The 11,920-nt window shown below is 55.9% G+C and carries 14 protein-coding genes; 5 read left to right on the top strand and 9 right to left on the bottom strand.

The window, feature by feature from the left end; all coding sequences use genetic code 11:
* Window positions 1–3 precede the first annotated feature (3 nt).
* Window positions 4–777 carry a C40 family peptidase gene (locus FHC48_RS10475; RefSeq protein ID WP_023343969.1) on the bottom strand — a complete coding sequence of 258 codons (774 nt, stop codon included), beginning with the start codon at window positions 775–777 and terminating at the stop codon, window positions 4–6.
* Window positions 778–1,115: 338 nt separating this feature from the next.
* Between FHC48_RS10475 and grxD the strand changes: the two genes are divergently transcribed.
* Window positions 1,116–1,463: a monothiol glutaredoxin 4 gene (gene grxD / locus FHC48_RS10470; protein WP_003832760.1), complete on the top strand. Its 348-nt coding sequence runs from the start codon at window positions 1,116–1,118 to the stop codon at window positions 1,461–1,463.
* Window positions 1,464–1,538: 75 nt separating this feature from the next.
* On the opposite strand, the gene rnt is transcribed toward grxD, so the two are convergent.
* The 5 genes from rnt to eptA all read right to left on the bottom strand — a co-directional run bounded on the left by rnt (window position 1,539) and on the right by eptA (window position 6,220).
* A complete protein-coding gene (gene rnt / locus FHC48_RS10465) occupies window positions 1,539–2,198 on the bottom strand; it encodes a ribonuclease T (protein ID WP_008500592.1) in 660 nt (219 codons plus the stop codon).
* A gap of 95 nt (window positions 2,199–2,293) precedes the next feature.
* The gene (gene gloA, locus FHC48_RS10460) at window positions 2,294–2,701 is read right to left on the bottom strand and encodes a lactoylglutathione lyase (RefSeq protein ID WP_008500591.1); all 408 of its coding nucleotides are present in this window, start codon (window positions 2,699–2,701) and stop codon (window positions 2,294–2,296) included.
* A 100-nt stretch (window positions 2,702–2,801) separates the two neighbouring features.
* Window positions 2,802–3,899 (bottom strand): alkene reductase, encoded by a 1,098-nt coding sequence (locus FHC48_RS10455; protein WP_008500590.1) that lies wholly within the window; start codon window positions 3,897–3,899, stop codon window positions 2,802–2,804.
* 54 nt (window positions 3,900–3,953) lie between these two features.
* Entirely contained in the window at window positions 3,954–4,553 is a 600-nt protein-coding gene (locus FHC48_RS10450; RefSeq protein ID WP_021241130.1) for a TetR/AcrR family transcriptional regulator, read from the bottom strand.
* A 41-nt stretch (window positions 4,554–4,594) separates the two neighbouring features.
* Entirely contained in the window at window positions 4,595–6,220 is a 1,626-nt protein-coding gene (gene eptA, locus FHC48_RS10445) for a phosphoethanolamine transferase EptA (RefSeq protein WP_059363768.1), read from the bottom strand.
* A gap of 149 nt (window positions 6,221–6,369) precedes the next feature.
* Here eptA and FHC48_RS10440 point away from each other — a divergent pair, with 149 nt between their 5' ends.
* The 3 genes from FHC48_RS10440 (at window position 6,370) to sodC (ending at window position 8,153) form a co-directional block, all read left to right on the top strand.
* Window positions 6,370–6,609, top strand: a complete 240-nt coding sequence (locus tag FHC48_RS10440) for a DUF1289 domain-containing protein (protein WP_008500587.1) — start codon at window positions 6,370–6,372, stop codon at window positions 6,607–6,609.
* A 48-nt stretch (window positions 6,610–6,657) separates the two neighbouring features.
* A complete protein-coding gene (locus tag FHC48_RS10435) occupies window positions 6,658–7,554 on the top strand; it encodes an aldo/keto reductase family oxidoreductase (RefSeq protein ID WP_021241132.1) in 897 nt (298 codons plus the stop codon).
* An 80-nt stretch (window positions 7,555–7,634) separates the two neighbouring features.
* Window positions 7,635–8,153 (top strand): superoxide dismutase [Cu-Zn] SodC, encoded by a 519-nt coding sequence (gene sodC, locus FHC48_RS10430; RefSeq protein WP_010430333.1) that lies wholly within the window; start codon window positions 7,635–7,637, stop codon window positions 8,151–8,153.
* On the opposite strand, the gene FHC48_RS10425 is transcribed toward sodC, so the two are convergent.
* Genes FHC48_RS10425 through FHC48_RS10415 form a run of 3 tightly spaced genes read right to left on the bottom strand, consistent with a single transcriptional unit; the run spans window position 8,132 to window position 11,264 of the window.
* Window positions 8,132–10,165: an FUSC family protein gene (locus FHC48_RS10425; protein WP_220418903.1), complete on the bottom strand. Its 2,034-nt coding sequence runs from the start codon at window positions 10,163–10,165 to the stop codon at window positions 8,132–8,134. The two genes, sodC and FHC48_RS10425, sit on opposite strands and share 22 nt — an antisense overlap.
* Window positions 10,165–11,025 (bottom strand): HlyD family secretion protein, encoded by an 861-nt coding sequence (locus FHC48_RS10420; protein ID WP_023292627.1) that lies wholly within the window; start codon window positions 11,023–11,025, stop codon window positions 10,165–10,167. Before FHC48_RS10420 ends, FHC48_RS10425 begins: the two co-directional genes overlap by 1 nt.
* A gap of 2 nt (window positions 11,026–11,027) precedes the next feature.
* A complete protein-coding gene (locus FHC48_RS10415; protein WP_008500581.1) occupies window positions 11,028–11,264 on the bottom strand; it encodes a DUF1656 domain-containing protein in 237 nt (78 codons plus the stop codon).
* 186 nt (window positions 11,265–11,450) lie between these two features.
* Here FHC48_RS10415 and slyA point away from each other — a divergent pair, with 186 nt between their 5' ends.
* On the top strand, window positions 11,451–11,891 hold the full coding sequence (gene slyA / locus FHC48_RS10410) for a transcriptional regulator SlyA (RefSeq protein WP_021241135.1): 441 nt from the start codon (window positions 11,451–11,453) through the stop codon (window positions 11,889–11,891).
* Window positions 11,892–11,920 lie beyond the last annotated feature (29 nt).

Genomic DNA, 11,920 nt, shown 5'->3' with positions numbered 1-11,920 from the left:
GGGTTAGCGAATGGTTTTCGGCGTCATCACGCGACGCGCGCCGACGTAATGACGCACCCAGTAGTCTTCACTGAGCGAGGTGATCTGAATATCCTGGCCGCTACGCGGTGACTGGATGAATTTTCCGTTGCCGACATAGACGCCAACGTGGTCAGCCGTCCCGCGGCCCTGCGTGCGGAAGAAGACCAGATCGCCGTTCTCCAACTCTCCACGGTTGACCGGGGAAGCATCGCGCAGGTGGTACATCTCGTTGGCGGTACGCGGAATGCGGAACTTGACCAGATCTTTATAGGCGTAATAGACGAGGCCGCTGCAGTCAAAACCGGTACGTGGCGAAGTCCCGCCCCAGTGATACGGTTTGCCAATCTGTCCCATCAGCTTGTTCATTGCGGTTTTTTGCGCTTTCTGGACGCGCACTTTATGCACTTCCGCTATTTTTGTGACCTTGGTGCATTTCGCCTTATGGCCTTTACGCGCGATGCATTTTTCAGTCACGAGGTTAGCGGCGGTTTGCGAAGCTTTACTTTTGGCGGTGTGGGCAGTGCGGGAAGAGGTGGTTTTCGTCTTGCTGGAAGCGGTTTTTTTAGTCTGTGTGGTTGTCTTTTTCTTGTCGTTCTTAGCGGTGGTTTTTTTCTTACGTTCTGTGGCTTTCACCAGATGGTTTTTTTGTACAGCAGAATGCCGCGCCTGCTGAGAGGCGTTTGCCACTGGCGTGAAGGTGAGTGAAGTAAACAGTAAAGCACAGAGCGTGATCGAGATTTTAGTTATCCGCGCCACTGGGCAGTCCCCTGATAAATGCAGGTCATCAATAATACCCGCGTGTGATTTACAAAGCCCGTCGATTCTAATCCATAAAAAGCCAGAAAGTTAATAGCATTTTTCAATCTACGATCCTGTTTCGTTAGCAAGTGCAAAAAAATTCATCGTTCTGTCGTACATTTGCCCATTCCCTAAGCAAAACCCTGACTGACGCAGGGGTAAACACCATTTGCAATGCAACTTTTCATCACTCGGAGTAGAATGTCTATACGTGACAAAAATGTTATTTTCCGATGCCAGTCTGAACCGCTACAATGTCAGACGAATGCCGTAACAGAAGTTAAAGGAAGCAAGACATGAGCACCACTATTGAAAAAATCCAGCGCCAGATCGCTGAAAACCCGATTCTGCTGTATATGAAAGGTTCTCCAAAGCTGCCAAGCTGCGGCTTCTCCGCGCAAGCGGTTCAGGCGCTGTCTGCCTGTGGTGAGCGTTTTGCTTACGTTGATATCCTGCAGAACCCGGACATCCGCGCTGAGCTGCCTAAGTACGCGAACTGGCCGACCTTCCCACAGCTGTGGGTAGACGGTGAACTGGTTGGCGGCTGCGATATCCTGATTGAAATGTATCAGCGCGGCGAACTGCAGCAGCTGATCAAAGAAACCGCGGCGAAGTACAAAACGGAAGAGCCGGACGCAGAGTAACTTTCTGCGAAAATAAAAAAGCGACCTGCTATGTGGTCGCTTTTTTTTTGTCGGGTGGCGCTGCGCTTACCCGACCTACGATTGGCGCTCGGCCTCATCATCCATCGGCAGCGGCCAGCCACCCAGACGCTTCCAGCGGTTGACGATCTCACAGAACAGCTCTGCGGTACGCTCCGTGTCATACAGCGCGGAGTGCGCCTGCGTGCCATCGAACGGAATGCCAGCCGTAATACAGGCCTTTGATAACACCGTTTGTCCCAGCGCCAGGCCGCTCAGCGCGGCGGTATCGAAGGTCACAAACGGGTGGAAGGGGTTGCGCTTGAGCGCGGCCCGCTCGGCGGCGGCCATGGTAAAGCTGTGATCGAAGGTGGCGTTATGAGCCACCATAATGGCGCGGCTGCAGTTGCTCTCCTTCATGCCTTTGCGCACCATTTTAAAAATGGCGTGCAGCGCATCATATTCACTGACGGCACCGCGCAGCGGGTTATGCGGATCGATACCGTTAAACGCCAGCGCTTCCGGCTGTAAGTTTGCCCCTTCGAAAGGTTCAACGTGGAAATGCAGCGTGGTGTCCGGTGTAAGCCAGCCCTGTTCATCCATCTTCAGCGTGATGGCGGCAATTTCGAGCAGCGCATCGGTTTTAGCGTTAAATCCGGCTGTTTCTACATCAATGACAACGGGATAAAAACCACGAAAACGGTCGCACAGACCGCTAAATTGAGCGTTATCGGACATCAGGGTCTCTTACATGGGGAAAAAGCAGAGCGCATTATGGCAAATTTTGCGGGGTGATGCAGTAAAACTACGGGCGCACGTTGCGCCCTGAGGGATCAGTTGCCCAGACCGCGACCGGCGTCTTTGGCTTCAATCAGCTCGATTTTGTAACCGTCCGGATCTTCCACAAACGCAATTACGGTGGTGCCGCCTTTTACCGGGCCCGCTTCGCGCGTAACGTTACCGCCATTTTTGCGAATGCGTTCGCACGCGTCGGCCGCGTTGTCTACTTCCAGCGCGATATGGCCGTAGGCCGTGCCCAGCTCATAGCTGTCAACGCCCCAGTTGTAGGTCAGCTCGATCACCGCTTCATCCGTTTCCGGGCCGTAACCCACGAACGCCAGCGAGTATTTGTATTCCGGGTTTTCGCTGGTGCGCAGCAGCTTCATGCCCAGGACGTTAGTGTAGAAATCGATTGAACGTTGCAGGTCGCCAACGCGCAGCATGGTGTGAAGTAGGCGCATAATTTCCTCATTAACCAATGGAATAAAAAAGCTTTTTGAACAGAAACGATGTTTTAGTATAGCGGCGAAGTGTCGCCGCTATCAATGAACAATGGCGAGATTACAGAGAAGGGTAGTCGGTGTAGCCTTCCGCGCCGCCGCCGTAGAAGCTTTCCGGACGCTGCGGGTTCAGCGCCGCTTTTTTCTGCAGACGGGCAACCAGATCCGGGTTGGCGATGTAGTCGCGGCCAAACGCGACGGCATCAATCAGCCCTTTGCCGATCAGGTCTTCGGCTTTCTCTGGGGTATAGGCGCCTGCACCGATGATCACGCCGTGGAAGCGCTCGCGCACTTTCTGGCGGAAGGCTTCAGTGTAAGGCTTACCGCCAGCCCAGTCAGGCTCGGACATGTGCAGATAGGCAATACCGCGCTTGGCCAGCTCTTCAATCAGATAAAGCGCGTCCGCTTCCTCGTTCGGGCCGTTGTCGACGTTCTGGAAAGACCCAATTGGGGAGACGCGGATCCCGATACGGTCCGGGCTCCACTCCTTGCATACCGCATCCACCACTTCCAGCACCAGACGGGCGCGGTTTTCGACGCTGCCGCCGTACTGATCGGTGCGATGGTTTGACGACGGTGACAGGAACTGGTGCAGCAGATAGCCATGCGCGGAGTGCAGCTCAATCAGGTCAAAGCCGGCTTCACGGGCGTTGGCCACGGCCTGTCGGAAGTCGTTAACAATCCCCGGGATTTCGTCCAGCTCCAGCGCGCGCGGCATAGAGGTATCCACGCGGATCGCGTTACCGTTTTCATCGCGCAGGGACGTACGGGTATTGGCGCTCAGGGCCGACGCGGAGACCGGTGCCTGACCGCCAGGCTGGATGCTGCTGTGAGAGATACGACCGGTGTGCCACAGCTGAACCGCAATGCGGCCCTCTTCAGCGTGAACGCCCGCGGTGATTTTCTGCCATGCCGCGATCTGCTCCGGGCTATGGAGGCCCGGCGCACCGGCGTAACCCTTCGCCTGAGCAGAGATCTGCGTGGCTTCCGTGATGATCAGGCCAGAGCTTGCGCGTTGACGGTAGTATTCGCCCATCAGCGGAGTTGGGATGTCACCCGGCTCAATGCTGCGCAGACGGGTCAGCGGAGCCATGAACACGCGGTTTGGCGCCGTGACGGCACCCACTTTCAATGGGGTAAACAGTTTTTCAGCTGACATAAAGACTCCTGAGTAGACCAGTCGACTAGTAATAAAGTAAATAAAAAGCGCCCGTTATACGCCAGGCGCAGTAATGCTGTTTTTCACATGTGCCAGCGCGCTTTCGAGCGGCAAGGCACTGCGCGAAATTTTTGCCTGCAGATTGGCCCCTAACCACAGGGAATAGAGCACCTGAGACTGCATTAAGGGGTCGCCGGTAAAGGCCAGCGTTTTTTCGTCGCGGCCTTTTTCCAGCGCCTGTGCCAGCAGGGCGATCACGCCGCGGGCACCCTTATCCATCGCCGAGCGCATATCTTCGGAAAGATCGCACACCTCGGCAGACAGCTTGACCGTCAGGCATCCGCTGATAATGCCCTGCTGACAGAACTGGTTCAGCGTTTCCTGATAGTAGTTCAGAACACGATCCCGATAGTTTCCTTCACCCGACGCAAAGTGGGTCGCCAGACGCTGGTGGTAGCCCGCGTAATGACGCTCCAGCATTGCCACGCCAAAGGCTTCTTTGGACCGGAAGTAGTGATAAAACGACCCCTTCGGTACCTCAGCGGTTTTTAATAACTCGCTCAACCCCATACCGGTAAACCCGCGATGCATGCAAAGACGCTCGCCGGTCGCCAGGAGATGTTCGCGGGTATCGTGTTCAGTATTTCTGCTCATGGCCGCACTCTAATAGACCGTTCGGTCTAATGCAAGCGAGTTTATTGCCGACATGCGCTCAGAATATCCAGCTGCTGTTGATAAACGTCTGATTTCACGTCCATCATACCCAGTACGGTCGAGAACAAATTGTCCTGGGAAACCGCATTTTTTGCAGCGTGGTCGCGTAAACACTGTTCATTGATGCCAAAGTTTTTCGCGTAGTCGGGTGACAGCCAGAACATAAACGGAATGTGCGTTTGCTGCTCCGGCGCCAGCATGTACGGCGTACCGTGCAGATAAATGCCGCTTTCACCCAGTGACTCACCGTGATCCGAGAGATAAATCAGGGCGGTGTTCATGCTTGCCTGGCGCGCTTTCAGGACATCAATGGTTTTGCTGACCATGCTGTCGGTATACAGGATGGTGTTGTCATAGGTATTCATCAGCGCCTGATGGTCGCAATCCTGAATTTCATTGGTGTCGCAGGTAGGGGTGAATTTCCGGAAATTGTCCGGGTAACGGCGATAGTATGCCGGTCCATGACTCCCCATCAGGTGGATAACCAGCACCGTGTCCTGCTTCAGACCATCCAGCACGTTGTCCAGACGGTAGAAATTCACATCATCAATACAGGATTTGTCTTTGCAGAACTGATCCAGATTCCACTGCGTCATATCGGTATGCGGCACGCGATCGCAGGCGCCTTTACAGCCGCCGTCGTTGTCGCGCCAGAGCAGGTTGATCCCCGCATGCTTCAGCACATCGAGCAGACCTTCCTGATGGTGAGCCAGGTCGGCATCGTATTTGCTGCGCGTCATGCCCGAGAACATGCACGGAACGGAAACGGCGGTTTCGGTGCCGCAAGAGGAGGCCTGCGGGAAGTTAATCACATCCTGCTTTTTCAGCTCCGGGTTCGTTTCACGATCGTAACCATTCAGGGAGTAGTTCGCCGCGCGAGAGGCTTCCCCAACGACCAGCACCAGAACGGTTTTCTTTTGCTGGCCGGAAATCAACGGTCCTTTATGGGCATCTTCGCCAATCCGCACCAGCGTTTGATCGCCGGCAAACCAGCGCATTTTGCTGTACTTCACCACGGCGCTGACATAGTTGGCCGGGGTCACCATTTTGACGATGCTTTTGTTGTTGCGAAACAGCGAGGCGTAATCTTTATAAAACACGGCGGCAATCAGGATAATCACCAGCAGGGCGCCGAGCATCGCGGCGACGCGCGTCAGCAGGGCATACCACCATTTCCAGGTACGAATACGGGTCAACGCCAGCACCACGGAGGGAACGAGGCCTGCGATAACAATCCACAGAATCATCTGCGGGGTCACCAGGGCTGTCGCTTCCTGAGAGTTGGTTTCGAACACGTTCACAATCATGTTCTGATCGATCACCGCGCCGTAGGTGTACATAAAGTAGGTGGCCGCAGCGCATCCGACCGTTAAGACGATCAGCAGCGGCTTACGGATATAGGGGATATTCAGCAGGCTAAAGACAATCACCCAGCCGCAAAACAGCACCAGCGGTACGGACGCGGCAAAGAGGATGTCGTGCAGGTGCGCAGGGGCAATAATGGCCCAGCTGCGCTGGATAAACAGCCCATTAATCAACGTAAAAAAGAGTGCACAGCCCAGAGTAAATTTAATGTCGTTACATTGTAACTTTTTGATTAACCACATCGATCGGTAAACCTGTCATTGTCATGATGGGCCGAGTATAAAGAAGGAAGATTAGTGAAACCTTAATGCCACAAATCTGTGGTATGGGCCTTGCACGTGGCGCGTTTAGCGTCTTCACTGTAGGTGAGAGTGGTTATCCGGAGGTGAGTGTGGCAGAGCAGCTGGAGTTTTTCCCCATCCAGAGCCCGTGCCGGGGGATTTGTCAGGTGGATGAACGCGGATATTGCCGCGGGTGCATGCGTACCCGCGACGAGCGTTTTAACTGGCAAAACTTTAGCGACACGCAAAAGCAGGAGGTGTTACGCCTCTGCCGACAGCGTCTTCTGCGCAAAATACGCGCAAACAAAGCCGGTGAGACCGAAGAACCCCAGCAACCTTCACTTTTTTAACACGGTAATTGCGTATACTCATGACATCACGTCCTTGAGGAAAATGTTATGGTTCAGCGAATTACCCTTGCCCCCCAGGGGCCAGAATTCTCCCGTTTTGTGATGGGCTACTGGCGCCTGATGGACTGGAATATGTCCCCCCTCCAGCTGGCGAGCTTTATTGAAGAGCATATCGATCTGGGCGTTACCACGGTCGACCATGCGGATATTTACGGTGGCTATCAGTGTGAAGCCGCATTCGGCGAGGCGCTCAAGCTGGTTCCGGCACTCCGCGACCGCATGGAGATCGTCACGAAGTGCGGGATTGCCACCACGGCAAAACCGGAACACGCCCTTGGGCATTACATCACCGACAGCGCGCATATCATCAAGAGCGCTGAGCAGTCGCTGGTCAACCTGGCGACCGACCGTATCGACCTGCTGTTAATCCATCGTCCGGATCCGCTCATGGATGCCGATGAGGTGGCAGAAGCCTTCCTGAACCTGCATCAGAGCGGCAAAGTGCGTCACTTTGGCGTTTCCAACTTTACCCCGGCGCAGTTTGCACTGCTTCAGTCTCGTCTGCCGTTTACCCTGGCCACCAACCAGGTGGAGATCTCCCCGGTACACCAGCCGCTGCTGCTGGACGGTACGCTTGACCAGCTGCAGCAACTGCGCATTCGCCCGATGGCCTGGTCATGCCTGGGAGGCGGACGCCTGTTCAATGATGATGAATTCCAGCCGCTGCGTAACGAGCTGGACACCATCGCCCGCGAGCTGAACGCGGAGAGCATCGAACAGGTGGTTTACGCCTGGATCCTGCGTCTGCCGTCAAAACCGCTGCCGATTATTGGTTCCGGCAAAATAGAACGCGTGCGTTCTGCACTGGCGGCTGAAGAGCTGCAGATGACCCGCCAGCAGTGGTTCCGCATCCGCAAGGCCGCGCTGGGTTACGACGTGCCATAAACCGCCAGAAGATGACTTTCCGGTGAAATCTTTGCCTCTGGTATACACTTAAGGGGCAAAAAATAACCAGCGGAGGTCATATGAAGCGTTTTGCTCTGGCACTGGTCACGCTGGTTGTTTGCGCAGGGGCGCAGGCAGCCAGCGACGAAGTGGAAATGAATCTCGTCACCTCTCAGGGTGTGGGTCAGTCCATCGGTACGGTGAAAATCACGGAAACCGATAAAGGACTGGAGTTCGCCCCGAATCTTAAAGCACTCCCGCCCGGTGAGCATGGTTTTCATGTTCACGCCAAAGGAAGCTGCCAGCCCGCGTTAAAAGAGGGGAAACCGTCGGCTGCGGAAGCGGCAGGCGGTCACCTTGACCCGCAGCACTCCGGCAAGCATGAGGGCCCGGAAGGCATGGGACATCTGGGCGATCTGCCCGTGCTGGTAGTCAATAACGACGGTAAAGCCACCGATCCCGTTGTCGCGCCGCGTCTGAAAAAGCTGGATGAGGTGAAAGGCAAAGCGCTGATGATCCACGTCGGCGGCGACAATATGTCCGATCAGCCTAAACCGCTTGGCGGCGGCGGGGCGCGTTATGCCTGCGGCGTGATCTGATCCCCAATCGTACCCGGCGGTGGTGCCTGTTCCAGCTGCGACAGCGAGCAGTGTAGCCGCCAGATTATCGAGGCCAAATCGCGGGGGGCGGGGAGATGATGTCGTGCAAGCGTATCGCAGATCCGCTGCAGTTCATTCAGCGTGGCTTCCAGCGGCCGCTGCTGGACCCCGCGTTCGCTCATGACATCGCGCAGCAGGGAGATGCAAACGTCACGCACCTGCGACAGCGGGTCGGAACGCGTTTCCCACCCGCGAAGCTGCCAGACCACGTGCGAGCAGTTCAGCAGCACCACGCCCCAGCGCAGCAGCCAGCGCCGGGAAAGCGCGTCCTGGCTGTTATTGAGCTGGCTGACGTGATGATAAACCAGCGATTCATATTCACTCTCACGAAGATGCGGTTTGCGGCTGAGCTGGTCGACAAACCCCCGGCGTAACTCCCGGATATGCCTGCGGCTTTTGCGGGCATCGGAGCCGGGACGCAGCACCGCGAAGGCCAGCCACGCCAGCCCCACGCCAAGGATCTTTGCCAGGTTGTCATTGAGAAAATCGGCGTAATCGTACACCGGTGGATTCGTCACGGAGATAAACGAGCCCATAAAGACAATCAGCTGTCCCCACAGTCCCGCCAGCTTCGGCATCTGCAGTTTGAGTAGCTGCATGGTGGTCAACAGCGGAAAGAGGAACAGCAGGAACTGCCAGAGATCGCTTATCTGCACCATCAGGCCAAACTTCACCACGAAACTGAACAGCGACAGCAGCACCAGGGTGCGCAGCAGGAGCGTCAGCGAGTTAAACGGCGAGGCCGCGACGGAGTAAAGCACGCAGCTGATGGCGGCGAGCGTCAGGGCCGCCGTACCGGACTCCCACTGCGTGGTGATACTCCACGCGCCCACCAGCATCAGCGCGCAAAAGGTACGAAAACCGCTCCACAGCGCTTCCAGGTAGTCGGTATGGCGGGCGAGAGCCGGGCTCCCGGGAACGTTGAACTCCGTGACCGGCGTGGCATTCTCAACCGCGTTAATCCAGCGGCTGCTGCGCAGGTAGAGTCGGCAAAAGTAATTCAGACGCTGCCAGAAGGCGCGATGGCGATAATCATATGCATCCACCGGGGCGAGCGGGGCGATTATTCGCGCGACCGTGTAGATGTCTGCATCCGGGCGCGCAAGGGTTGCGAGCAGCGTTTCAATCACCGCGCGCGTGTTTTCCGGCGGCGTTGGCCAGTTGAGCAGCATCCGGCGCAGGCTGGAGATGGCGCTGGTCATGCGCAGCTGCTGGTGCAGCAAATAGTTAAGCAGGGTGTTCTGACGGCGAAAGCGGTAGTGGCTCCAGAACGCCTGAATACGCAACAGATTCATCGTCAGGATCTGTCCTATCACCTTTTCATGCGCGAGGCGGATCTCATCGCTGGTATCCGGTTGCCAGAGCAGGCTCGCGTGCTCAAGCAGCCGGGTGTGCATGGTCTTGAGGGCGGTGATAAGCGCGGTGCCGTCGGAGGTGCTGGGGAGGATCATCATCATAAATCCGCCGCAGAGGATCCCGACAATCACTTCGCAGACGCGCGCCTGTGCAATATCCCACAGCTCGGTGGTATCGAGCACATTCACCACCGGGAAGGCAATAATGGCGGCGGTATAGCCCGCCAGCTGGAAAGCGTAGGCGACGTTGTTGGTGAAATGGGCGCAGGCCCAGGTACAGCATCCCAGCCATGCCGCCATGCTCAGCAGGAACAGCCATGGGTCGTTCAGCGTGTGGCCGGCGATAATTAACGCCGCCGTGGCACCCAGCAGGCTGCCGGCGATACGCCCAAGGCTTTTACTGATCACCCCACCAACGGTGGGAAAACTCACCACTGCGGCAGAGGTCATCGCCCAGTACGGCTCATCCAGGTTCAGGTAATAGGCGACGGTCAGCGCCAGACACATGGCAATGCCGTTACGCAGCGCGTAGCGCCACTGAGGACGCGTCGCTTTCATCCACGGCGAGTTTTGCCAGGAGAGCGCCTGCAGCTTCATTAAGGGGTTCCGATGGAGACAGTGCAGGTGGTGCCGGATACCAGCGTGATGCCCTGCGGTAAATGGTCAAACTCCACGCGAACAGGCACGCGTTGAGCGAGACGCACCCAGGGGACGTTCGGTTTGATATCCGGCACCAGGCCGGAATCTGTTTCAACGCTTTGATCGTAAATGGCGCGACCAATGCTGGAGACGTGACCCTGTAACCTTTGCGAGCCGCTGTACAGCGTAATCGCTGCTGGCGATCCCTCGCGAATATGCCGAAGCTTGGTCTCTTCGAAGTAGCCCACTACGTAGAAGGAGTGGCTGTCGACCAGGGCGAAAACGGGCTGTCCCGTGGTGGCATAGTTACCCACGCGGGCGGAAAGGTTGGTCACCCATCCATCGACAGGGGCGGTAATCACGGTTTGGGTCAGCTCCCACTGCGCCTGCTTCAGCGTCGCCTCAGCCACGTTGACGCTCGCCTGCATCGCCTTAACGTTGAGGTTGGCGGTGTCTAAATCTTCCGCGGAGATGTAGTTTTGCGACAGGTGACGGCGGCGGTTGGCCTCGTTGTTGGCCTTTGCCAGATCAGACTGGGCTTTTGCCAGCTGCGCCTGGGCATTCAGAATCGCGATATGGTACGGCGTGTCGTCGATTCGGAATAAAACCTCTCCCTTTTTAACGTACTGGTTATCCTTAACCAGCAGCGACGTAATGCTTCCCGATACCTGCGGGGTAATGCTGACCTGCTCAGCGCGAATCTTACCGTCACGCGTCCAGGGTGACTGCATGTAATAATTCCAGAGCCACCATCCGGCGACCAGCGCAAGGACCAGAACAAACAGGGTGGAAAAGTACTTCAGCGTTTTCAGGGGCATAGTCACCACACGATCAGAACAGCAAGGCCCAGGCATACACAGAGGGCAAACAGGGAAAGATCCATCAGCATGGGATGCCAGATTTCGCCGGAATACATCCAGTCGCGAAGCAGGCGATGCGCGATGAGCCAGAGAATAAAGCCCACCAGCACGGCCTTAAACAGAGGGGGGAAGTAGACTGACGCACCGAAGATCAGGTCCTGGAGGGGTAAACCCTCTGAGCGATGAAAAAAGGTCACGAGCAGAGATCCTTTGCAGTGAACAGAATGCCGTGTTGGCTTGTCTGAGTATGAAGAAGCATCACAATTCAGTGTAAGTCATACTTTTGAGTTAGATGAATGCAGTATTGCATTTGTTTTGCCATTACAAATGCTGCACACTATTCTAAAATCAGTATAATAACTTAGCAAGCTAATTATAAGGAGATGAAATTGGAATCGCCATTAGGTTCTGATCTGGCAAGGTTGGTACGCGTCTGGCGTGCTCTGATTGACCATCGCCTGAAACCTCTGGAATTGACGCAGACGCATTGGGTCACGCTGCACAACATTCATCAGCTGCCGCCCGACCAGTCGCAAATTCAACTGGCAAAAGCGATAGGCATTGAGCAACCGTCACTGGTGCGCACGCTTGACCAGCTGGAAGAGAAGGGGCTGATCTCCCGACAAACCTGCGCCAGCGATCGTCGCGCCAAGCGGATAAAACTCACTGAGAAAGCGGCGCCTATCATTACTGAAATGGAAGCTGTGATTACCAAAACGCGCGGTGAAATCCTTTCAGGCGTTTCACCGGCGGAGCTGGAAATGCTCATTAGCCTCATTGCTCGCCTTGAGCAAAACATCCATGAGCTACAGTCTCGCGACTGATAAACACTAAGGCCTTGCAGCAGCAAGGC

The organism is Enterobacter sp. EC_50, from assembly GCF_019584525.1.
Lineage (GTDB): Bacteria > Pseudomonadota > Gammaproteobacteria > Enterobacterales > Enterobacteriaceae > Enterobacter > Enterobacter roggenkampii.
This window is presented reverse-complemented; position numbering and strand designations above follow the sequence as displayed.